This window comes from Nitrosomonas marina (assembly GCF_900111605.1).
GTDB classification, from domain to species: Bacteria; Pseudomonadota; Gammaproteobacteria; order Burkholderiales; family Nitrosomonadaceae; genus Nitrosomonas; species Nitrosomonas marina_A.
In genome coordinates, this window is the sequence record NZ_FOIA01000004.1 from 55,706 (window position 1) to 79,432 (window position 23,727).

The 23,727-nt window shown below is 45.1% G+C and carries 20 protein-coding genes; 10 read left to right on the forward strand and 10 right to left on the reverse strand.

Translation table 11 applies throughout. From position 1 onward, the window contains the following. Positions 1–49: 49 nt before the first annotated feature. The 4 genes from BMY62_RS02835 to BMY62_RS02850 form a co-directional block, all read right to left on the reverse strand. Positions 50–1,252 (reverse strand): TIGR03087 family PEP-CTERM/XrtA system glycosyltransferase, encoded by a 1,203-nt coding sequence (locus tag BMY62_RS02835; protein WP_090656311.1) that lies wholly within the window; start codon positions 1,250–1,252, stop codon positions 50–52. Next, positions 1,249–3,180 (reverse strand): asparagine synthase (glutamine-hydrolyzing), encoded by a 1,932-nt coding sequence (gene asnB, locus BMY62_RS02840; protein WP_090656313.1) that lies wholly within the window; start codon positions 3,178–3,180, stop codon positions 1,249–1,251. The genes BMY62_RS02835 and asnB overlap by 4 nt, the downstream gene beginning before the upstream one ends. A gap of 147 nt (positions 3,181–3,327) precedes the next feature. Beyond that, the gene (locus tag BMY62_RS02845; RefSeq protein ID WP_177170275.1) at positions 3,328–4,614 is read right to left on the reverse strand and encodes a putative O-glycosylation ligase, exosortase A system-associated; all 1,287 of its coding nucleotides are present in this window, start codon (positions 4,612–4,614) and stop codon (positions 3,328–3,330) included. A 475-nt stretch (positions 4,615–5,089) separates the two neighbouring features. Then, the gene (locus BMY62_RS02850; RefSeq protein WP_305728780.1) at positions 5,090–5,704 is read right to left on the reverse strand and encodes a Maf family nucleotide pyrophosphatase; all 615 of its coding nucleotides are present in this window, start codon (positions 5,702–5,704) and stop codon (positions 5,090–5,092) included. 41 nt (positions 5,705–5,745) lie between these two features. Here BMY62_RS02850 and BMY62_RS02855 point away from each other — a divergent pair, with 41 nt between their 5' ends. The 10 genes from BMY62_RS02855 to BMY62_RS02900 all read left to right on the forward strand — a co-directional run bounded on the left by BMY62_RS02855 (position 5,746) and on the right by BMY62_RS02900 (position 15,631). Beyond that, positions 5,746–6,255: a YceD family protein gene (locus BMY62_RS02855; protein WP_090656322.1), complete on the forward strand. Its 510-nt coding sequence runs from the start codon at positions 5,746–5,748 to the stop codon at positions 6,253–6,255. Between the two features lie 34 nt (positions 6,256–6,289). Further along, positions 6,290–6,472: a 50S ribosomal protein L32 gene (rpmF, locus tag BMY62_RS02860; protein WP_090331132.1), complete on the forward strand. Its 183-nt coding sequence runs from the start codon at positions 6,290–6,292 to the stop codon at positions 6,470–6,472. Positions 6,473–6,541: 69 nt separating this feature from the next. Continuing rightward, entirely contained in the window at positions 6,542–7,552 is a 1,011-nt protein-coding gene (gene plsX, locus BMY62_RS02865; RefSeq protein ID WP_090656325.1) for a phosphate acyltransferase PlsX, read from the forward strand. A gap of 42 nt (positions 7,553–7,594) precedes the next feature. Next, entirely contained in the window at positions 7,595–8,551 is a 957-nt protein-coding gene (locus BMY62_RS02870) for a beta-ketoacyl-ACP synthase III (protein WP_090656328.1), read from the forward strand. 5 nt (positions 8,552–8,556) lie between these two features. Continuing rightward, positions 8,557–9,495 carry an ACP S-malonyltransferase gene (gene fabD, locus BMY62_RS02875; RefSeq protein ID WP_090656332.1) on the forward strand — a complete coding sequence of 313 codons (939 nt, stop codon included), beginning with the start codon at positions 8,557–8,559 and terminating at the stop codon, positions 9,493–9,495. A gap of 54 nt (positions 9,496–9,549) precedes the next feature. Then, positions 9,550–10,293 (forward strand): 3-oxoacyl-ACP reductase FabG, encoded by a 744-nt coding sequence (fabG, locus tag BMY62_RS02880; protein WP_090656580.1) that lies wholly within the window; start codon positions 9,550–9,552, stop codon positions 10,291–10,293. A gap of 160 nt (positions 10,294–10,453) precedes the next feature. Beyond that, positions 10,454–10,693, forward strand: coding sequence for an acyl carrier protein (gene acpP, locus BMY62_RS02885; protein WP_090627989.1), 240 nt, complete (start codon positions 10,454–10,456; stop codon positions 10,691–10,693). Positions 10,694–10,721: 28 nt separating this feature from the next. Beyond that, positions 10,722–11,963: a beta-ketoacyl-ACP synthase II gene (fabF, locus tag BMY62_RS02890; RefSeq protein ID WP_090656335.1), complete on the forward strand. Its 1,242-nt coding sequence runs from the start codon at positions 10,722–10,724 to the stop codon at positions 11,961–11,963. A gap of 16 nt (positions 11,964–11,979) precedes the next feature. Beyond that, entirely contained in the window at positions 11,980–12,987 is a 1,008-nt protein-coding gene (gene mltG, locus BMY62_RS02895; protein WP_090656338.1) for an endolytic transglycosylase MltG, read from the forward strand. 43 nt (positions 12,988–13,030) lie between these two features. Beyond that, positions 13,031–15,631: a glycosyltransferase family 39 protein gene (locus tag BMY62_RS02900; protein ID WP_090656341.1), complete on the forward strand. Its 2,601-nt coding sequence runs from the start codon at positions 13,031–13,033 to the stop codon at positions 15,629–15,631. A gap of 124 nt (positions 15,632–15,755) precedes the next feature. Here the strand turns inward: BMY62_RS02900 and BMY62_RS02905 are convergent, their stop codons facing one another. The 6 genes from BMY62_RS02905 to BMY62_RS02930 all read right to left on the reverse strand — a co-directional run bounded on the left by BMY62_RS02905 (position 15,756) and on the right by BMY62_RS02930 (position 23,725). Beyond that, the gene (locus tag BMY62_RS02905; RefSeq protein WP_090656344.1) at positions 15,756–16,862 is read right to left on the reverse strand and encodes a nucleotidyltransferase domain-containing protein; all 1,107 of its coding nucleotides are present in this window, start codon (positions 16,860–16,862) and stop codon (positions 15,756–15,758) included. Then, positions 16,852–17,760: an HprK-related kinase A gene (locus tag BMY62_RS02910; protein WP_090656348.1), complete on the reverse strand. Its 909-nt coding sequence runs from the start codon at positions 17,758–17,760 to the stop codon at positions 16,852–16,854. Before BMY62_RS02910 ends, BMY62_RS02905 begins: the two co-directional genes overlap by 11 nt. A 1-nt stretch (position 17,761) precedes the next feature. Next, the gene (locus tag BMY62_RS02915; protein ID WP_177170276.1) at positions 17,762–18,016 is read right to left on the reverse strand and encodes an HPr-rel-A system PqqD family peptide chaperone; all 255 of its coding nucleotides are present in this window, start codon (positions 18,014–18,016) and stop codon (positions 17,762–17,764) included. A gap of 297 nt (positions 18,017–18,313) precedes the next feature. Beyond that, positions 18,314–18,793 (reverse strand): hypothetical protein, encoded by a 480-nt coding sequence (locus BMY62_RS02920; RefSeq protein WP_090656354.1) that lies wholly within the window; start codon positions 18,791–18,793, stop codon positions 18,314–18,316. A gap of 197 nt (positions 18,794–18,990) precedes the next feature. Then, the gene (locus BMY62_RS02925) at positions 18,991–22,152 is read right to left on the reverse strand and encodes an efflux RND transporter permease subunit (protein ID WP_090656357.1); all 3,162 of its coding nucleotides are present in this window, start codon (positions 22,150–22,152) and stop codon (positions 18,991–18,993) included. Between the two features lie 67 nt (positions 22,153–22,219). Then, positions 22,220–23,725: an efflux RND transporter periplasmic adaptor subunit gene (locus BMY62_RS02930; protein ID WP_090656360.1), complete on the reverse strand. Its 1,506-nt coding sequence runs from the start codon at positions 23,723–23,725 to the stop codon at positions 22,220–22,222. Positions 23,726–23,727: the final 2 nt, after the last annotated feature.

Here is a 23,727-nt window from a genome sequence, read left to right on the forward strand (position 1 = left end):
ATATTGATAGAGGACTAGATTGTTGCCAGTTTGTTTTACTGTAAATTTATTATATGGATTGCTGCTTGTTGTTTACACAATTCAAAACTAGCGATTCCATTTTTTTCATACTTTTTTGCCAGGCGTGATTGGTCAGCATTCGTTCCCGGCCAGCCTTGGCATACTTTTCTCTTAACGGCGCGGATTCCATAAGATTGATCAGTTTCTGGGCATATTCTTCAGGCGTGTCGGCTGTTAAAAAATGTTCATCCGGTATTGCATCAATGCCACCTGCCGCCAGCTTGCTTGATACGACCGGGACACCCATTGCCATTGCCTCCAAAATTTTATTTTGCGTTCCTCGGGCGATATTCAGGGGTGCTACCATTGCTGCGGTTCTCAAAATATAAGGGCGCACATCCTTAACGCTGCCGGTTACGACAACACCATTTATTTTTTCTAAGGATTTTATTTTTTTTGATGGCTCAGCTCCTACAATATAGAGCTTTGTGTCCGGTATTTTTTCCTGTATCAGCGGCAAGATCTGGTGACAGAACTCAAGCATGCATTGTTGGTTGGGGAAATAATCCATTCGGCCAATGAACGAAATACTGTGCGGGTCGTATACGGTTCCATCAGGTTGAAAAAAATCGGCATCCACCCCGTTGGGGAACCAGTCGGTTTTTAAAGCCGTACCATAGCTGTTGAGCGTATCCAGCTCTGCTTTTGTGGTGCATGTTGTTAAGTCAAATTTTCGTGCCAAGTTTTTTTCGGAGAATTTCATTTTTTTGCCTTCCCACCAATAACCCAGATTGAAAGGAAAAGGTTTGAAACTCCTGTAAGTCAACCATTTTTGGGAGTCCATGTCGCCATAATCGAGTATTTTGGGAATATGCCGGACATGTTCCACGTATTGGGCGACAGAGGAGCAGTGTACAAAGATCAAGTCGAAACTTTCTTCCGATAACCATGTATTGATTTGTTTTTTTAACTTTCGACTAAAAAAATAGGCGAGTGAAGATGGTGTTGGGGTTGGAAGATTTATAATCATCCGGCTCCACTGTACTGCGTCATTAACCAGGCCGATTGTGTATTGATGGCAGTAGTCCTTTATGCCAGAGCACTCATCGAATTCCTGTTGAGATCTTGCCAGCGATGCGACCCATACCTGGTGTCCCTGCTGAGACAGGTATTTGATCATGTTGAACGGGCGGATCTTGCCCCCCCGCTTGGGTGGATATGGAAAGCGATGACAAATGTATAAAATCTTCATTGGATCAATCGTTTTAATTCGTTTTCTAAAGCTTCCGGTCGGGTTTGGTCAAGCATCAATCTTGACCAGATTTCAAAATTCAACAACCCGATCAGAATGTCTGTGTGATCATGCTTTTGTTCGAGATGTTCTTTTATCAATGACTGCACCACTGCTGCGTTAAAAATTCCACGCGCGCTGATGACGTCGGGACTTAACAGTGTCTGCAATAGCGGTAGCAATTCCTTTTTTATCCAGGCCCCCATCGGAGCGCCAAAACCGCGCTTTTTACGATATAGAATTTTTCTGGGGAGTAAGTCGGATAAACATGCTTTTAAAACATATTTAAGCTCCCCGCCTTTTATTTTAAGTTCGGGTGGCATGCTGCACGCCAGTTCGACCAGTTCATGATCCAACAATGGTACTCTGCACTCCAACGAGGTTGCCATAGTCATTTTGTCTGTCAGCATCAATAGATCGTCAGGCAACTGCGTTACACGGTCGACTTCAAAGAGCTTGTGCAATGCAGGAACATCAGCGCAGTTCTGAAAGGCATCTGAAACGATGTTATTTGCATCCCAGTCAATCATGTCAGCCAGTAACTGGTTGCGTAACTGCTCGTCTGCGATTTCAATATAGGATTGATACCGTTTCTCAAAAGGCAATTCGGCTGTCAGCAAAAAGCTTTTTGCAAGACGGCTGTAGTTCAGCCATTTTGAATGGCGATCACTTGGCAGCAAGCGCGCCAATGGCTGGATTGCATTTTTTCGTATCCATGACGGTATTTTTTGGTAATACTGATTGTAATATTCTCCCTGGTATCGCCGATAACCGCCAAATAATTCATCGCCCCCTACGCCACTAAGAATAACCGTTACATCTTTTCTGGCGAATTCGGAAACCAGGAAGGTTGTGATAAACGCAGTGTCTGCAATCGGTTCATCCATGTGCCATAAAAGCTTGGGCAATAAATGTACAATGTCGGGCCTAACGATGATTTCGTGGTGTTCTGTGCCGAATAAATCGGAAACCTGTCTGGCATAGGGAAGTTCGTTGTAGATTTGTGCCGGTCCATTCATATCAAAACCAATGGCATAGGTTTTCACCGGTTGTGAAGTATGCTTTGCCATCAAACCGACAACCAGACTTGAATCGATACCGCCGGAGAGGAACGCACCTATCGGTACGTCACTGACCATTTGCGACGCGACAGACGCTTCCAGTTGTTCGCGAATCGCGCGTTTCCACTGACTGACAGAGTAGGCGCGCTGGTTGTAATCCGGCCGCCAGTATTCATTTATTGTAAAACTTCCCCGAGTCGCCCTGATATATGAAGCGACCGGTAGTTTTTTAATCCCTTCAAAAATAGAATGCGGCGCCGGGACATAACCCAGTTGAAGATATAACCCGGTAGCAATAGTGTCCAGCTTTGGTGTCAATCCACGAAACTGAAATAGCGCTTTCGCTTCCGTTGAGAACAAAAGAACATTGTCATCCAGATAATAATACACTGGTTTAATGCCAAGTCTGTCGCGGGCAATGATCATAACTTCTTTATCTGCGTCCCACAGTGCGAGTGCATACATGCCGTTTAAATGGTGCAGAAACGCTTCGCCGTACTGCTCGTAGAGATGAATGACAACTTCCGAATCGGAGTGCGTGGAGAAACGATGTCCTTGATTGATAAGTTGTTCTCTAAGCGTTTGGAAATTATAAATTTCACCGTTACATACAGCTGCAATACGCTTGTTTTCGTTAAATAAGGGTTGGTGTCCGCCGGACAAGTCGATAATCGACAGGCGGCGCATGCCAAGAGCAACTTGGTCGGTGACAAAGGCGCCCTCATCGTCAGGCCCGCGGTGGGCTGTAACACGCCCCATACGATTCAGTAACGAGGCATCAAGCTGAGTGTTGGCACGTAACGCGATGCCGCCGTAAATTCCACACATAGATATGGACTCAGAGTTGTATTATCGTAAGAAGAAAAAATTGATGTTTGTTTGTATTGTATCTATAACACTTGAACAAGTTTGTACGCGGCTTAATTCAGGCTTTTACGCCAGAAGCTAAAAAAATTGCCTGACAGGTGCTTCATGTTATTTTGTTGCGGATATTGTTGTGGGTGTCGGGTCGTTTTTTTCATCTTCCAGGATTTTTATCGTCATAACCAAAATGGCCAGGTAATGGTAAAAAAGATCGAAATAAGCCAGTCCCAAAAAAGCGCCGCCGACAGCATATCCAATAAATGAAACCTGCAGCATTGCGGCCAGGTCAAGTGCCCATTTGTTTTGACCGGTATCCTTGCAGATTCTAATGATTTTGTTTGCACTTCGCCAATATTGTACAAACAACATCAAAAAAATAAACAAACCAACAAAACCATGCTCGGCCAGAATTTCGAAATAAATACTATGATAATCGTGAAATGTGGCAATGCCTTGCTCTATCTGGTGTGGTACATAGCGCTCATAATTTTCAACTGTATGGCTTTCATAGCCGCCACCGGTGAAAGGTCGGTCAAGTGCCATGGCATATCCGAACTCCCACGCTTTCAAGCGAGACATGGCAGATCCATCCTCTTCATAATTTTGTATGGTTGCCATACGGTCGTGCCAGGATTGCGGCATGACCATGTAAAAAAACGGGGACAGCATCAGTAATGCTATAAAGATTACCATCTTGCGCGAGCTTTTAAGCCACAGGAAAACTGAAACGGCAGAAATTGCCAGAAATGCACCGCGGGACTGTGTTCCGAGTATTCCGATGGCAATAAGAAACATAGATAACACTAATCCATAACGTATCCATTTGTTTTGAGAATGTAAATATAAATACCAGACCAGCGGCAGGATCATGACGAGAGCCAGGCCAATCTCAGTATTGCCTGCTATAAAGCCACCCCGTGGGCCCAGTACATGCGAACCGCCGCCTGTCGTCAAAGTAAAAATGCCGCCTTTAAAGCCATAGAAACCGATTGATATAACGATGATCCAGACAAAAATGTGAATTTTTTCCCTGTCGACCAATGCAAATAGAGTCAGGAATATGACTAACTGTATCTTTATTATTTTTTCCCATTGGGACCATGCAACATCCGGGTACATGGCAAATATAGTCGATATCAGCATCCAAATATTGAAAAATATCAGCCAGCCCATTGTTGGCGACCAGAAAAATTTCAGTTTCTTTGATGATACAAAAAAGGAAATCAGGGTTACCAACCCGATAATCTGTGCGAATGGGAAATAGAATGCAAAGCTCCATCCTAATCGGTGAGGGTTCATATATCCGATCCATGACCAAAGATAGATTCCCCAGTGCGGCCTTTTAAATACATAGGGCAGCAATCCAAAAACGATCAGGAAAATCAATAAATCTCTCAAATACCGCCTCCTCTGACAGTCCAGTCATCAGACGCGTGTACTAAACGAATTATTACATTTGGTCGGTGCATGCTTGATAAACTTGTATTGTTAATTGTTGCAGGCAGTGTTGTATATTTTGTCAAGCATTCGGTCTAAATTGATAAGGCAATACATACAAATATGCTGGTTAGTTTGCGAGCGAATACATCGGGAGTCTTACTACTGGATGTTTCTGCTGACAAGACTCAGAAATCCGTAGTGCGATTGTTGTTAATTGTAATCCAGAGTTGTTTTTGTTTAAGGCTTGATTTATGCGCATTGTCTGCCGCTTCTCGTGGTTTAAGCTGGTGGTGTTGTGCAGAAGGATCACTGCCGGTTGATCTTTTTGCAAACTATTCATGATAGTTAAGTTGGCGTCATGTCTAAGTTATACTGTCCGGAATAAAATTTATATTTTTACAGTGCGGCTTTAAGTGTTTTTCACAAAACCGGATTAGATAATTTCTATTCCTTCATTGCTGAACATTTCAATTAAGGCAATCAACGGTAAACCGATCAACGCATTGGGGTCGTCACCACGCATGTATTCCATTAATGCAATTCCAAGACCCTCTGATTTTGCACTGCCAGAACAGTGATAGGGTTGCTCTTTACTCAGATAATTTTTAATCTGCTGATCGCTCAGGTACCGAAATTTGACATGATAGGGAATCACACGGGTCTGCAGTTGATTCGTATGGCTATTGAGCAAGCACAAAGCTGTATAAAAGGTGACTTCATTGCCGCGTATTAACTGTAATTGTTTGAATGCGTTTGCATAGGTCAGCGGTTTGCCAAGATGTGTTCCATTAAATACAGCCACCTGATCAGAACCGATAACCAGTACCTGCTGTCTATATTGCTTAGCTACTGCATGTGCTTTGGATTCAGCCAGACGCCGGGCAGTTTGTTCAGGTGCTTCATCAGGCAGGATTGATTCTTCAATTTGAGGACTGACGGATTCAAAAGGTATTTGTAATCGTTCCAGTAATTCCCGACGATAAACAGAACTCGATCCAAGAATAATAGTACGTGAATTTTTTTTTTTGCTTGAAGCATCCATTTTCATTTTTTGACACTTAAAGATAAAGAATATAACATGCGCGCCTTATGTCTGTGCGATTTGTAATCAATGCTCTTGATTTTGTACGCAAAGCAGGAGAACGTCATGGTAAAATACAGCTCGCCGATTTAGAGCGTATTCAGGATTTTCTTCATGAGAATGGCGGTGACGTCGAATATAGGATCAATGGGATTGTCGGGCGGGACAATAAACCATATCTGCAATTGCAGATAAAAGGAGAAATGCATCTTTGTTGTCAGCGATGTCTGGGCAGTCTGGTCCATCAGCTTGAGATACAGACTTCGCTGTTGTTGGTCGAAACTGAAGCAGAATTGATCCAGGCGGATGAGGATGAAACTGTTGATGCATTATTGGCGATTGCAGACATGGATGTACAAGATTTAATTGAAGAAGAGATTATTCTGAGTCTTGCGATTTCCTCGCGTCACAAAGAGGGCGAGTGCGATGTCTATGATTCAAAGCGGTATAAAGCGACAGAAAATTCAGATTCTGAGAGTCCGTTTGCAGCATTGAAGTCGCTGAAAAAGATACGCTGAAAACGATATAGTATTTGTAAAGGAGTTATTGTATATGGCTGTTCAACAAAATAAAAAGTCACCGTCAAAGCGCGGCATGCATCGGTCGCATGATGCGTTGAAGAATCCTCCCCTGGCAATAGAGCCGGGCACTGGCGAGGTGCATCTGCGTCATCATATTAGTCCAAACGGTTATTATCGCGGAAAAAAAGTTGTAAACACCAAGTCGGACGATTAACCTTTCTTTTCATCTTCTGTTTTCTCCGTTTCAAGTGTTGATATACAGCTGGCCAGAAAGGCTTCGAAATTGAATATAACAGTAGCGATCGATTGTATGGGGGGGGATCATGGCCCCCATGTGACTGTACCTTCGGCAATTAATTTTCTTCGTTGTGATCCTGAAGCCAATATCATTCTGGTAGGTATTCCGGAAGCCATCGAATCGGAGTTGCGGGTACAAAAGATTAATTCCGGTCATCGCGGCATACAAATTCATCCGGCCAGCGAAATTGTCGGTATGGACGAATCGCCTGCGCTTGCGCTGCGCAACAAAAAAGATTCATCAATGCGTGTTGCAATCAATCTGGTCAAAACAGGTGAGGCTCAAGCTTGTATCAGTGCCGGCAATACTGGTGCGCTACTTGCTACATCGCGTTTCGTTTTGAAAACGATTCCAGGAATTGATCGCCCCGCACTGGCGGTGATTTTGCCAACTGTAACCGGCCACACATATGTGCTGGATATGGGTGCCAATGTAAATTGCACAGCAGAACATTTATTGCAGTTCGGCGTCATGGGCGCTTCACTAGTGTCTTCTGTTGAAAATAAAGTTGCGCCCAGTGTCGGGTTGCTGAATATCGGCGAGGAGGAAATCAAAGGTAATGAAATCGTTAAACGGGCGGCTGATCTCCTTCGTAGTAGCGGGCTTAATTTTTATGGTAATGTAGAAGGCGATGATATTTATAAAGGAACTACAGATGTTGTCGTTTGTGATGGTTTCGTCGGTAATGTCACGCTAAAAACATCAGAGGGGCTGGCACAGATGCTTGCAACTTATTTGCGCGAGGAGTTTAAACGTAACCTGTTGACAAAGCTGGCGGGTGTTTTTGCGGTGCCAGCTATCAATGCATTCAAGCGCCGAGTAGATCATCGTCAGTATAACGGAGCAAGTTTTCTTGGGCTGAAAGGCATCGTGATTAAAAGTCATGGCTCTGCGGATACTATTGCTTTTACAGCTGCGATTAAACGAGCTTCGGATGAAGTGCGCGGAGGAATGTTACGCCGCATCAGCGAACGTGTAGCCGAACTTTCTCAATAATCCTGAATGATTTTTTGATTGTTACGAAAAAATTTATAAATAATGTATTCACGAATCACAGGAACCGGTAGCTATCTGCCCGAAAAGATTTTGACCAATCATGACTTGGAAAAAATGGTGGAGACAAGTGATGAATGGATACGAACACGCACAGGAATTACGCAACGACATATTGCGGAAAAAAGCCAAAAAGCAAGCGATCTTGCTTTGTATGCCAGCCAGGAGGCCATGAAAGCTGCGAACATTGCCAGCAGTGACATTGATCTGATTATAGTGGCTACAACGACGCCGGATATGGTCTTCCCTAGCACGGCCTGCATTTTACAGCATAAGCTGGGTGCGGATAATTGCCCTGCCTTTGATGTGCAGGCTGTGTGCAGTGGTTTTGTATATGCGCTGGCTACTGCCGATCAGTTTATTCGTTCGGGAAAATGTAGAAATGCGCTTGTGGTTGGTACCGAGATTTATTCCAAAATACTGGATTGGAATGATCGCAGCACCTGTGTTCTATTTGGTGATGGTGCTGGTGCAGTTGTGTTGTCTCAGAGCGAGCAGCCCGGCATTTTATCGAGCCACTTGCATGCAAGTGGCAGTTATAAGGACGTATTGTCGGTGCCTGGCAGTATAGAGAGCGGCGCTGTTCAGGGTAATCCTTACATTAATATGGAAGGTGGCACGGTTTTTAAATTTGCAGTAAAAGTACTGGAAGATGTGGTGAGAGAAGCTGTTGAGGAGAACAAGTTGAAACCTTCGGATATCGACTGGCTGATACCCCATCAGGCCAATATACGTATTATACGTTCAACTGCGCAAAAGCTGGGCATACCGTTGGATAAAGTCGTTGTGACAGTTGATAAGCATGGTAATACATCAGCCGCATCCATTCCGTTGGCATTGGATATTGCGGTTAAGGATGGGCGTATCCGTCAAGATCAGCTAGTGCTGCTAGAGGGCGTTGGCGGCGGTTTTACCTGGGGAGCGGTACTACTTCGCTGGTGATATTGATGAAATTTGCATTTGTTTTTCCTGGTCAGGGCTCGCAGTCGATCGGCATGATGAATAATTATGCAGATGTACCGGCTATACGTGAAACATTTGACGAAGCGTCCGATGTGTTAAGTCAGGATTTCTGGTCGTTGGCGAGCGATGGCCCGGCAGAATTACTGAATCTGACAGTCAATACCCAGCCGCTTATGCTGACGGCGGGTGTAGCGGTATATCGATGTTGGCAGGCACTGGGGGGTGACCGGCCTGCGTTCCTGGCTGGCCACAGTTTAGGTGAATATACTGCGTTGGTTGCCGGGGGAGCGCTAAACTTCTCTGATGCGCTCGAGTTAGTACGTTTCCGTGCTCGTGAAATGCAACAGTCAGTTCCTGAAGGTGTTGGTGGAATGGCCGCGATACTGGGTTTGGAAGATGCGGTTATTGAAGCGATCTGCCAGGATATTACAGAATCAGCCGACCAGGAGTCCATTGAGGCTGCCAATTATAATTCGCCGGGTCAGGTGGTCATCGCCGGCCATAAGAGTGCGGTGTTGAAAGCTATCGAGATGGCCAAGGAAAAAGGGGCGAAGCGGGCAGTAATGCTGCCGATGAGTATTCCATCACACTGCCGGTTGATGAAACCGGCTGCGGACAAAATGCAGCATCAGCTATCTCACACAGCCATGCGTTCCCCCGATATACCAATTATTCATAATGTCGATGTGCAAGTACACGATAATGTGGATACGATCAAGGGGGTTTTAACGAGTCAGCTATATAGTCCGATACGATGGGTTGATACGATAAAAACACTTGCTGCTGAAGGTGTTACGCATATTGCTGAATGCGGCCCGGGGAACGTTTTAACCGGACTTAACAAGCGTATCGACCGCAGTGTCCAGTATCTGTCATTTTCGAGCAGTGATGCGGTCAAAAAGGGGCGCGACGTTCTTTCGTGATAACACACTGGCAGTATTCGGGCATAATACGTGCCAGCAAGAATTTTATGGAGTCTGAATTTGCAAAATAGGATTGCATTAGTTACAGGTGCGAGCCGCGGTATAGGGCGGGCAATTGCACAGAAGCTTGGGTCGCATGGCGCCATAGTAATTGGTACGGCTACAACGCAGACAGGTGCGGATTCGATTGGCCAATATCTGAGTAATGCGGGCATTCGAGGGGCTGGAAGCGTTCTGAATGTAAGAGATGCTGATCAGGTTAATAGTGCGTTCGAAGCTATCCGTGAGAAATTTGGTGAAGTTGAAATTTTAGTCAACAATGCAGGGATTACGCGTGATAATCTTCTTGTGCGCATGAAGGACGAAGAATGGGATGAAATTATGGAAACCAATCTCAAATCTGTTTTTCGATTGTGCAGAACTGTGTTGCGTGCCATGATGAAAGCGCGTTATGGGCGTATTATTAATATTTCTTCTGTAGTAGGTACTATTGGAAATATAGGGCAGGCAAACTATGCGGCCGCCAAGGCGGGTATGTTTGGTTTTGGTAAATCTCTCGCGCGCGAGGTGGGCAGCCGTAATATTACGGTCAATTGTGTGGCACCCGGCTTTATCGATACCGATATGACCAGGGCGCTCAGTGAAGAACAACAACAAAGCCTGATTCAGCACGTCCCGTTAGGAAGACTGGGGGCCGCTGAGGAGGTTGCATCGGCAGTTGCTTTTCTGGCCTCTTCTGAGGCCGGTTACATTACCGGTTCAACGCTGCATGTCAATGGCGGTATGTATATGGATTAACAATGAGTGCGAGTGTTACTCAACTATTTGTTTTTATTGTAAAAAACTTGCAAAATGTTGTTGGCCGCCTGCACGAACACAAGCCAGATATTTGTTTTGCAGATTTTTAAAATTTGTTAATATATCAAAATCTTTTTCTTATTTTGAAGGAAGCATTTAAATGGAAAACGTAGAACAGCGCATTAAAAAAATCGTAGCTGAACAACTTGGTGTAAAAGAAGAGGAAGTCAAGAATGAGTCATCATTTGTAAACGATTTGGGAGCAGATTCTCTGGATACAGTGGAGTTGGTAATGGCGCTTGAAGAAGAATTTGAATGCGAAATTCCAGATGAACAGGCTGAAAAAATCAATACTGTTCAAGAAGCAATTGATTACGTTACTGAGAACGCAGGTAATTAACACTTATTTGTAATTGAACGGAGTTATTTTGTCCAAACGCAGGGTGGTTGTAACCGGGATGGGTATTATCTCACCCGTTGGCAATACAATTTCAGAAGCATGGGAAAATGTAACCGCTGGCAAGTCGGGTATCCGCCGTATTACCCGGTTTGACGCATCAGCTTTTACCTCACAAATTGCAGGAGAAGTAGAAGGTTTTGATGTCAGTGAATATTTACCAGTCAAAGAGGCGCGCCGTATGGATGTTTTCATTCATTACGGTATGGCAGCTGCAATACAGTCCATAAAGAATGCAGGCATAGAAGACATATCCGGTCTGGAGGCTGAACGTATCGGTGTAAATATTGGTTCTGGAATAGGTGGTTTGCCTATGATCGAGAATACTGATGAAGCCTATCATAAAGGTGGGCCGCGTAAAATCTCCCCTTTTTTTATTCCCAGTACAATCATTAACATGATTTCGGGTAATTTGTCCATAAAATATGGTTACAAAGGGCCCAATCTTGCAATCGTAACTGCATGCACAACAGCCACGCACAGTATTGGAAATTCTGCGCGCATGATTGAATATGATGATGTCGATATCATGATTTGCGGAGGAGCTGAGTCCTGCGTTACTCCATTGGCAATAGGTGGATTCGCGGCTGCCAAGGCATTGTCGGTGAGTAATGATAATCCACAAACAGCGAGTCGGCCTTGGGACCTGTCGCGGGATGGTTTCGTGTTGGGAGAAGGCGCAGGGGTATTGGTGCTGGAAGAAATGGAACATGCCAAAAGCAGGGGAGCGACTATTTACGCAGAGCTGGCAGGATTCGGTATGAGTGCAGACGCCTATCATATGACTGCACCCAGTGAAGACGGAGAGGGCGCATCACGGTGTATGGAAAATGCACTAAAAAATGCGCGAATGAATCCATCGGAGATTGATTATGTGAATGCGCATGGAACGTCAACACCTTTAGGCGATATTGCAGAGACAATCGCTGTCAAACGTTGTTTTGGTGAGCATGCCATGAAACTGGCGGTGAATTCGACAAAATCAATGACCGGACACTTACTCGGTGCTGCGGGGGGGATCGAAGCTATATTTTCTACATTAGCTGTTTATCATCAGATATCACCACCGACAATCAACCTTGAAAATCAGGATGCGCAATGTGATCTCGATTACGTCGCCAATGAAGCGCGGGAAATGAAAATTGAGGCTGCATTGTCTAATTCTTTTGGTTTTGGTGGTACCAATGGCACGTTAGTATTTCGTAAAGTGTAGATAGATTCGTTGGCGCATGCTTTCGCTAAAACGCCTGTTTATTTTTCTCTTCGGATTTGTTTTTATAGCCATCCTGACTCTAGGATGGCTTTATTATCATTATCATCGCAATTTACCTTTGCCGGTTGTGCCTTATGAGTTTTCAATTGAACCAGGCAGCAATTTAAAGCAGATAAGTAGCCAATTGGTTCATGAAGGTATACTTCCAAACAGCTGGTCCTTCGTTTTGTTATCACGCTTGCTTGGAAAAGAGTCGGCCATCAAGGCCGGTGACTATCGACTGACACAGGAAATTTCTCAAATAGCCCTGCTGGCATACCTGATTAAAGGTGATATACGGCAAAATGAAGTCAGATTTATTGAAGGTTGGACATTTTCTCAGTTCATGGAAGCGTTGTATGCACACCCAAACATACAGAATACAACCATCGGATTGAATGAAGAAGAAATTCTTCGTTTAATTGGCGCCAGCGAAAATGCCGCAGAGGGTCTTTTCTTTCCTGATACCTATTACGTTATTAAAAACAGTAAGGATGTAGAGGTCTTGCAACGCGCCTATCGGGCAATGCAAAAACATTTACAGGAAGCCTGGTCAATGCGGAAGGATTCATTGCCGCTGGAATCTCCGTATGAAGCGCTGATTCTAGCATCTATAGTCGAGAAAGAAACCGGATTGGACAGTGATCGTGCAGAGATTGCGGGCGTTTTTATCAATCGGTTGCGTATCGGTATGCGCTTGCAAACTGACCCGACTGTGATTTACGGTCTAGGAAACCAGTTTGATGGTAATTTGCGTAAAATAGATCTGCAGACGGATCATGACTACAATACCTATACACGTTCCGGTTTGCCGCCAACCCCGATAGCAATGCCCGGTCTTGCATCTATTTATGCAGCAGTTAATCCGGCAGCGACCGATTCACTCTATTTTGTTGCAAAAGGTAATGGAGAGTCGATTTTTTCTACCAACCTCGCAGACCATAATCGGGCTGTCGCTAAGTATCAGCGACAGCAAAAAAAATAAAAATGTTAAGCCAAAAATTTACATCTGAAATCTGTGAGATTGCATGACTCAATTTTCGATTGTTGTTCCGACACTGAATGAGTCAGAAAATATAGATTTACTGTTAGCACGTCTTTTTGCATTAAATATTCCATCCGACACGTTTGAAGTTATTTTTGTCGACGACAGTTCAAACGACGGCACACCCGAGAAAATACGCAACTGGCAGAAACATACCAATATACATTTGATCGAGAGATCCGGTAAACCAGATTTGACGGCTTCGATTCTGGCCGGAACGGATGCAGCACAAAGCGATATCATTGTTGTCATGGACGCCGATTTAAGCCATCCGCACGAGCAGTTAAAAGCCTTGGTTGAACCTTTACTGCATGATCAATATGATGTGGTTATTGGCAGTCGGTATATAGATGGGGGTGGTGTTCATGGATGGCCTTTTTATAGGCATATGCTGTCGCGCATTGGCGGCTGGCTGGCTCGCCCTTTTTGTGATGTCAGTGACGCGACCTCAGGCTTTTTTGCATTTCGGCGCGAGTTCGCCGCGACCGTTTCAAAACAGGCCCACGGTTACAAGATTTTACTCGAGATTCTGATGGCCAACGACGGTAATCTGCGTATCAAAGAGATTCCAATCTGTTTTCGTGACCGTGCACATGGTGCTTCTAAGCTTTCATTTTCTCATCAACTGACTTATTTGCAGCGCTTGATGACACTGGCAGGCGGTTCGGTTTCCGCAGGTACAGCAGGTCGTTTTGCAGTAGTAGGGTTGTTGGGCATGGTGGCCGATGTTCTAATGTTCCAGTGGATGATCAGTCGCGAAACCGGGCTCGCTCTGGCGCATATTGCCAGTTTTCTGGTAGCGATTTGCATAAATTATGCAATGAACGCAACTTGGTCGTTTCGTGCCAACGATATTTACCATTTGCAGTGGACTCAGTTTATACGTTTTCTTACGATTGGCGCGCTTTCGCTGCTGTTGCGAGGCGGAGTGCTTGCGTTATGTGTGCATATACTGAATATGTCGCCATCTGTGGCCATATTTCCTGCCATTGCTGCAACTGCCATGGTTAACTATCTGGGCACCGCTTTTTATGTTTTTCCAAACGGGCAACATTTTCCATCGCAGCATATGCGCTGGCGTGTTGCTGCAGTCGGTGTCGTGGGATTCTGTATTCTGTTACGCCTAATCTATCTTGGTCTTGCGCAACTAATACCGGATGAGGCTTATTACTGGCAATATGCTCAACATATGGATTTGAGTTTTTATGATCATCCACCGATGGTTGCCTGGCTGATCTGGTTGAGCACTGCCATTTTTGGTGATAATGAAGCGGGAGTGCGTGCAGGGGCATTTGTGTGCAGTCTGTTGGTGTTGGGGTTTCTTTATGCTTACGCGCAGAATCTATACGATAAATCAACTGCATTCCGGGCGATACTGTTGTTTTCTGTGTTGCCAATGGGTTTTGCATCCGGATTTTTGATGACACCGGATGCTCCGCTGGCAGCCGCCTGGATGGCTGCGCTTTTTTTTATGGAGCGGGCGCTTGTCGCGGATCAACAGTCGGCATGGCTGGGTGTGGGTGTGGCATTCGGCCTCGGCATGCTATCCAAATATACATTGGGCTTACTGGGGCTGGCTGCGTTGGTTTTTGTGTTAATCGATCCTGTGGCACGCCGATCGATGGCGCGACCGCACCTTTATCTGGCGATTATTCTTGCATTGCTTATTTTTTCACCGGTGTTAATCTGGAATTTCCAGCATGACTGGGCGTCTTTTGTATTTCAATCGACGCGACATGTGGCAAACAGCAGTCAGTTTTCAGTTCATTTTTTGATTATTTACATAATCATTCTGTTAACACCTGTTGGTTTTCTTGCTGCGGTTCTGGCGCTGACTCAACACGCTGGTAGCGAAAAACAGAATATATTTCCATACAAATCAGGAGCCAGAAAGCAGCTGTTTATACAGATCATGACCGGTGTACCGTTTTTGGTGTTTCTGGTTTTCAGTACATTCGACCATCCAAAATTTCATTGGACAGGACCTATCTGGCTTGCGGTATTGCCGTCTATCGCCTGGATGCTTGTTAAAACGGAAGGTGTGAACAGATTTGCTGCCTGGGTGCAGCGTACATGGCAACATACAATCGCGATTTGTCTGCTAGTGTATGCATTTACTTTGCATTATCTTGTTCTGGGAGTGCCAGGAATCCCTTATCATTTGTTCACAGAGCATTATTTTTGGCGCGAAACAACCTATGTGGTTGAGCAGATTGCGGAAGAAGTCAGAAAGCAATCCGGTATGGAACCAATAGTTGTCGGTATGAGTAAATGGTCGGTTGCAAGCAGTTTATATTTCTATAATCATGCGCGTGGTGATCTTGATATTCGCTCGCGAAATTTGTTTGGTGACAGTGGCGCAATGTACAGTTACTGGTTTCCATCTCAGCTACCTACAAACAGAGCAATTATTCAGGTTGGCATGAAACCGGCTCACCTGGATCAAATTCGCGAGGGTGATAATTTGAAACAAATGCTGATTCAACCCGGTGCAGTTCAGTATCGTACGATCCATAACAATGGAATAGTTCTAAGACGTGTCTATTTTCGTGTAGCCAGAGGGTTTAAAGGAGTGCCCGCTTGAGAGGCGTTTCATCTTTTTTCTGCTTGCTGAACAGCATTCTCATAATAATCTCGTCAAACTAATTTGCATCAACCGAGATTTATGTCGACAGTTTAATATATGACAAAACCGTTAATTATCCCGGTTAAGAACGACTTTTTCTGCTTTTAAATCGTATCTTGCGGAGTGATTTGTAAATCAGATGTGGCAGTAAAATATAAAGCGGCATGCGAATCAAATGGCTGCGCAGGTACATTAGCAGTCGTGCAAGTGATGCGGACAGCATCGGTTTGTCCGGGTGCTGCGGAAATAATGCTAATGGCACCAGCCGGTGCATTATCCACAGTTTCAGCCTTCCTGGTCGTGCATGCAGACGAACAAGGGCTTTTCCAGGTACAGGCGTATTGAATATCAGTTGACTGAAATACAGGCCATAAAACACGGTCTTGCTTAATTTCAACTGGTTGGAGCGATCAATTAACCACGTCCAGAAATCAGGCGTTCGTTCACTAAAAAAAACCATTAAATCATGCAGGTCCAGCAAATCCCTGAGATCGTTAGCGAGCTCATTATTCTGAAACAGATTTACGGCGCAATGAATGACCATATCAACCGGACTCAACAGTCTGATGGTTGAATTCTTGACTGGAATGGCAGCGTCGAAGAGCAGTTTTGGGTCGATTTTCACCCGATTGGTCAGGGGTATCAGTGTATGATGAATATCGACCTCAGTTTCTCGTTCGGCATGTACCAACGGTGGAATCTCATGGCTCCATACGCGGTAATAGTGCTCATCGTAGGCTGAAAGCGGGCGATGCTTCCAGCCTTTGACCACAAGTAGTGACTCAATGTCTGCCAGATCCGACTGGTGGACCAGTAAATCGAGATCGACGGATAAACGTCCCGATGCGTGCGGTATCGCTGCTAAACTGTATGCGATGCCCTTTAGTGCGATAATTGAGGTGTCAAAGTCATTTAGTGCCCAAAGAACTCTGTTTAACTCCCATCGGTTAAGCTGTTGCAGTTTTTCAACCTGAACGAGTCCCGATGTCAATTGAGTGGAGACTCTTGGCGGAACCTGATCCCAGGTACCATATTCCTTTACGAGTAATCCCAAGCGTCCGAGTAATTTTACACGCCTTGCCATCCGGATCAGCAGTTCCCAATCCGAGTCACAATAGCGAGTGAGACAGGCGGGGTTGGTTAATCCGTTGAGTAAAATCTGACAATGCGGGGGAAGATCAAGTTTCATTGGTCAGTTGATGCAAAACTTCCATGACGCTGTCGAAATCAGAATATACTAGTTTAAAGCAATCACAACTGCGAATCAGGTCGGCAACTGCGCAAAACCCAGTCGCGCCTAGTGCTTCATAATTGAATGCGTTGCTTGCAAGCATCATAAACGCTTCAGAATCGGAAATTGCTTCAATTTTAACCGGCGTATCAGCTATCCATTTGGGAAAAATTATCCATCTGGCCTTACAGGTATGTTTCGACAGTAAAATACTTTTTTCTGGTGGACGGACATGCGCAACGGTTCCTTTTTGGGTGTTTGGTATGGGGCGACCCATAACTATATCGGGTAGATAGTTGCGGATGACGGCGATAGATTCGTTTTTAAGCGGCATTAAACGTGGAATCGGAAGAAAAAGTTGCTGCTGTGTGTCCATCAGTCCAAACTCGTCAGAAAACAGGCGGAATCCCTGATAAGACAGGACTGTGCATAAAGTTGTTTTTCCGCTTCCCGGCCAGGCAGGAAATAAAATTACGTGACCGTTTTTTTCAACTACAGCCGAATGTAGTAGCAACAGGTGATTGACCCGGACAGCTATAGCCAGATTAATGCCCCATTCCAGTACTGCAAGTGCTTGTTCCTGAGGGAAACTTTCAAAAGGAGACTGGCCATCCAGCAGAAAACGGATATTACGTTTGAACGGATTCCTGAGGGAACGTTCTGTCACGATTCGTACATGAAATTCGGCGATTTCATCTTGTGTTATTCGGTAATGACTGTAGAGCAGATAAAGTTGTTCAATCAGTGGTTTGTATGACGTATGGATGCAGACATTGAAAGGACCAATTGCAACTCTCAGTCCTTGTCTGTGTAATAGCATATGAAATTCTTCAAATGGAATCTGGTTGACCACCATGTCAAGAACCCACAAATGATTTTTTGACTAGTCCCAATGTGTCAAAATGATAAAGTACCTTTTCTATATTTCGCTGAAAATCATGATCTGGTTCTTGCTGAAACTGCACTGCCAAATAAGCGCTGATTTCTTCAAGTGTTGCCGGCTTCTGATCAAGGTAAATGAGCATTTTCATGCTCATGTGATTTAAAAAGTGAGTTTTGCCGGAATCTGGCTGGAAAACAGTATACTCTTCGTCCCAGTTTTCAATCAGCAATGTTTCAAAATGATTTGTTCGCCAGTGCATGCTTGTGCAGAATCAATCTAAAAACTGGAGTTTATCATTAGACTGAATCAAAGGAACATGCACCGCCCATTGTTAAATCGGTTCAGGTGCTTGTGGAAGCTGTATGCTGCAGACAAAAATAGCTAAACAAACAAAAGACTGCATCTAAAATCCAAGAAGATACAGTCATGATGAGTTTTCTGACGGCTTGTCTATCTTATGTCGACTGCCTTGCCGAATATTTGCGTCAGCTCGAATTGACAGAATGTGTAATCAGGTTTTGGCTGGCTACCAGGTCGGATTGATGTTGATACCCGTTTTACTCATGATCGAAGTATACGCAACAGCCGAAATCATGATTCCACCGCGAGCATGGCATTCCTCCAATTGCTGCATTTTACTGGTTAAAACTGTTTCAGCACTTGCGGTGAGGTCAATCTTGGGCTCTTGGATAAGTGTTGCCTGCGGAAACTGACCGAGATCATAAGGGCCGCCGGGAATTTGTGTTTGCATCGGATCGGGAAAAACACACAGTAATTGAGGGCCGTTGATTGTGTCTTTGAAAACGGCATTTTCGATAGAATCCGCTTCCCCCGTGATATTGCTGGTACGAGCCAAAGCCGCGCCACTATATAGCGTCATGACAACCGGCACCGCCACTGTTCCTTTTAATAATTTTCTTCTCTTATGCTTATGAATGTTATCCATGGACGCTTTAAGTGACTGCCGTGCAGTTTCAGTTTGTAAGTGTGATCGTTTTTCAGTCATGCTTGATAAATCTCGCAGGTGTATTCATCAATAATGGATACAATATAGTCTTATCAATAAATAAGCAAGTATCGGGCCAGTTTGATAGGCAAATAAATTAATTCAGAAATACAACAAGTTGCTAATCGATCGTCATTTATGCCGGGGCGGTTGATAAAAAAGTGTCAAGTTTTTCGACATTCTTGATCAATTCATGTTCACTTTTTGTTTATATTTTCTGTTCTTTTATTGTAGATAATATGGTACAAAACCGGTAGTACCAGCATGGTTAGCGTCGTCGATGTAAACGTACCGCCAATAACGACAGTAGCTAAGGGTCGTTGTACTTCTGCGCCAATACTAATGGCCAGTGCCATCGGCAGAAATCCGATAGCATCAGTCAGGTCTGTCATCAATACCGGTCGCAGACGTGTCAATGCACCCGTTTTAATTGCGTCGTCCAGTGAATAACCCTTTTCTCTTAAGTTGCGAATAAATGATAGCAGTACCAGGCCATTCAATACAGCGATACCTGATAAAGCAATAAAACCAATAGCCGCAGATATCGAGAATGGAATGTCGCGCAGCCATAGTGCTAAGATGCCGCCTGTAAATGCAAAGGGTACGCCAGTGAAGACCAGCAACCCGTCACGCAGGTTTCCAAACATCAAATAGAGCAGAATAAAAATTAGACCGAGTGCAATGGGTACAATGATGATTAAACGTTCCGTTGCTGAAACCAGTTGTTCGTATTGACCGCCCCATACAATCCAGTAACCAGGTGGAATTTTTATTTCTTCTGCAATTCGTGCCTGTGCCGCATGTACAAAAGTGCCGAGATCGGTGCCGCGGACATTTGCGCTGACAACCACCCTGCGCTTGCCATTCTCACGGCTGATCTGGTTCGGGCCGGTTATGACCTCGAAATCAGCAATGTCATCTAGTGTCAGATAGGCCGGGGGTGGCAACGCATCTGGTTGCAGGTTTAATGTTGCATTCGGCAGTTCGATAGGTAATCGTTTAAGTGCTTCTATATCCCCGCGTAACTGTTCGGGTAAACGTACCAGGAGGTTGAAACGCCTGTCACCTTCGTAAATAAGGCCGGTAGACATGCCGCCAATGGCGATAGCGACAATATTCTGAACATCCGATACATTTAGGCCGTAGCGTGCCATTTTAGCCCGATCCAAATGAATAGAGAGCATGGGCAGACCGGTTATTTGTTCTATTTTTGCATCAGCGGCTCCCGGAATAGTCTCTATGATCGCCAGAATTTCATCGCCAACGTCATGCAAGATATCCATGTCGTCGCCAAATATCTTTACTGCGACGTCGGCGCGAACACCTGAAATCAGTTCATTAAACCGCATTTGTATCGGTTGCGTGAATTCGTAATTGTTGCCGGGTACATCGAATACTGCTTTTTCCATGGCGGCAATAAGCGCGTCTTTGGTTTTGTATGGACCTTCCCATTGGTTCTGGTCTTTCAGAATAATGAAGATGTCAGCCACGCTGGGTGGCATAGGATCGGTTGCGATTTCTGGTGTGCCGATTTTTGAAAAAACCCGTTCAACTTCGGCGAACGATTTGATTTTCTTCTCCAGTTCATTCTGCATTTCGATCGCAGTTGACAGGCTGGTGCCCGGAATGCGGATGGCGTGCAATGCAATATCACCTTCATTCAAGCTGGGCACGAATTCGCTGCCAAGTCGGGTGGCGAGTAATGCGGAAAGAATCATAATCATTACTGCAAGTGTTACGGTCAGCGCTTTGTTGCGCATTGCCCACAGCAGCATCGGTAGATAAATCTGTTTAAAGCCTTTTACGGTCTTGTTTTCCGTATCTTGTATGTCGCCGGTCAGAAACAGGGCAACTGCTGCGGGTACAAAGGTAATGGATAGAATGATTGCGCCGACCAGGGCTGCTACAACAGTGTAGGCCATTGGGTGAAACATTTTTCCTTCTACCCCTGATAAGGCAAAGATAGGAATATAGACGATCAGGATTATGGTTTGACCGAACAGCAGTGCGCGCCGCGTTTCTTTGCTGGCTGAAAAAACAATTTCCAGGCGCTCGGGAAGTGTCAGAAGTCGTTTTAGTCTCGCCTGTTCTTGCGCCAGATGCCTGATGCAGTTTTCAATAATAACGATAGCGCCATCGACGATGATGCCAAAGTCCAGTGCACCAAGGCTCATCAGGTTGGCGCTGACATTATTTGCAGCCATGCCTGTTAATGTGAAGAGCATTGATAGCGGAATCACCAGCGCGGCTATCAGTGCAGCGCGCAGGTTGCCGAGAAATAAAAACAGTACAACAATAACGAGAATAGCGCCTTCCGTTAGATTGGATGCGACTGTTTGTATGGTTTTGTCAACCAGTGTGGTGCGATTGTATACAGGTGCCGCCACAATACCTTCTGGCAGGTTGCGGTTGATTTCCCGTAATTTCTGTGCGGCCGCTTCAGACACTATCTGGCTGTTTTCACCGATTAACATATGGACAGTACCGAGCACGACCTCTTTGCCGTTCTGGGTGGCGGCGCCGTTACGCAGTTCTTTGCCGAGAATGACATCTGCTACATCCTTGATACGGATTGGAATGCCCTGTCGATTATCGAGAATGATTTCGCCGATCTCGGTAAGGTTGGTGACTTGCCCGGGCACCCTGACCAAATATTGTTCGCCGCTTTTCTCAATGTAACCAGCACCAATATTCAAATTGTTTTTTGCCAGAGCGGATACAACATCCTGAAGAGTCAGACCCCTGGAAATAAGCTTTTCCGGGTAGGGAGTTACGTGAAACTGCTTGACATATCCACCGACAGAATTCACCTCTGTGACACCTTTGACAGTAAGTAACTGAGGTCGAATTATCCAGTCCTGGATTTCCCGAAGATCAGTTGCTGTGTAGTTGGTACCATCTGGTTTTTTTGCACCTTTTTGTGCATCAACAGTCCACATGAATATCTCACCCAGTCCGGTTGAGATCGGTCCCATGCGAGGCTCGATTCCAACCGGCAGTCTGTTCCTGACTTCCTGTATACGCTGGCTGACCAGCTGGCGTGCAAAATAAATATCGGTTCCGTCTTTGAAAACCACCGTGACTTGCGAGAGCCCATAACGGGAAAGTGAGCGTGTATAGTCGAGTTCGGGAAGCCCCATCATGATAGTCTCGATTGGAAAAGTAATCCTTTGCTCGGCTTCCAAAGGTGAATAACCGGGTGCCTCCGTGTTGATCTGTACCTGAACATTGGTAATATCCGGTACAGCATCAATGGGAACTTTTTGATAGCTGTAAACTCCCAGTAAGAACAAGGCAAAAACCGCTACCATGACTAGGCCGCGATAATTTATTGATATCTGTAATATCCGTTCGAACAAGATGTGATCCTTTTGTTGGTAATGATTGTTCGCGAATGCTGCCAGCTAAATAGTGATGGAGCCGTAATCAGTGATCATGCTCTGCGCCAGATTTGCCAAGCTCCGCCTTGACAGCAAAACTATTGCCTGAGGCATACCGTTCACCAGCATGGAGTCCACTTAGTACCTCAACTTTCTCACCATCGTTTATGCCGAGTTCGAGCGGGCGAGCTTCAAAATAATCACCATAGCGACCAAAAACGACAGTCCAGTCGAATAGGGTCTGTAAACCATCCATGTAGACGGCAACTGGCACCTCGATTTCTTCGGTGCTGATGTTTCCGCTAACAAACATACCATCGCGCCAGAGACCTGAGGTATTGTCGAGAATGATGCGTGCCATTGCAGTGCGTGTTTGTGTATTCAGCATCGCGCTGATGTATGTAATTTCACCGGTTCCCGTTATATTTGTGGCCGTAGACTTGATAACCGCTTTTTGTCCGAGTCTAATAGCGCCTAGATCTTTTGGAAATACTGTTAAGTCCGCGTACATTGTGGAAGTGTCGACCACTGTAAAAATTTCAGTATCTTCTTTGATAACTTGGCCGCGAGCGACGGATTTAGTCGTGATCAAACCTGAGATGGGTGATCGAATTTCGTATCGTGTCAGATTTTTCAGGCTGCTAACGGCTTCAGGCCTGTCACCGATAGCATGTAATTTTGCCTCGGCGAGTTCCAGAGCGATTTCAGCTTCTGCTTTTAATTGCTGTGTTGTCAGATACTCCTGTTTTGCTGTTATTTTCTCTTCCCATAACTGTTTTTCGCGTTCGAAATTGATGTTGGCTAAAGTGAGTCTTTTTTGTGCGGCCAGATACTGACTGCGCAAATCGGCGAGTAATTGGCTTTCAACAACCGCAAGAACAGTACCTTCGCTGATTTGTTCGCCGAGATGGCGCGGCACTTCCAGCACTATTCCCGGAGCCCGGGGAACGACGCGTACGATATTGTGATGATTGAATGCGATGATGCCGGGTAACTGTAGATTTGGACGGATAGTTGCAGGTCCGGCGGTTTCAATGCGGATACCTGTGCTGGTTAATGTGTCAGTAGTCATTTCGATGCGCGCTTCCACTTGACTGTATCCCCAGTTAAATTCTTTGCCATCCCGCTCCGCGGTTATCGCAATATCAAATGAGTGTGGTTCGTCGACAACTTGATCGCCAAGTAAATAATCGCCAACAGGTCTAAACGAAAAAAGCTGGGCAGATCGGCCCAGTCTGGATAGGGTAATTCCAACATTTGCCTGGTCAGGCGGAATTGGTTGATCGCCTTCGTAGAGATATAGACGAAATTGCGGATCAACACCTTTCTCAAAAATGGTTATTTCCACGCTAAAATTGTCGGCAGTGAAAATTCTGCCGCCCCTGGGACCAATCTGTTCTTTATGTGCGGAATCTTCATTGGCGGCATCGGAAAAAGTGTGTTGGTTGTCGTGTTCTGCAAAATCTGATTTTTCAAGATTCAGAATTAGAGTACCCAGAATTGCACCCACGACGATGACGAGAACGATAGGCTTTATATTGGTTTCGCTCACAG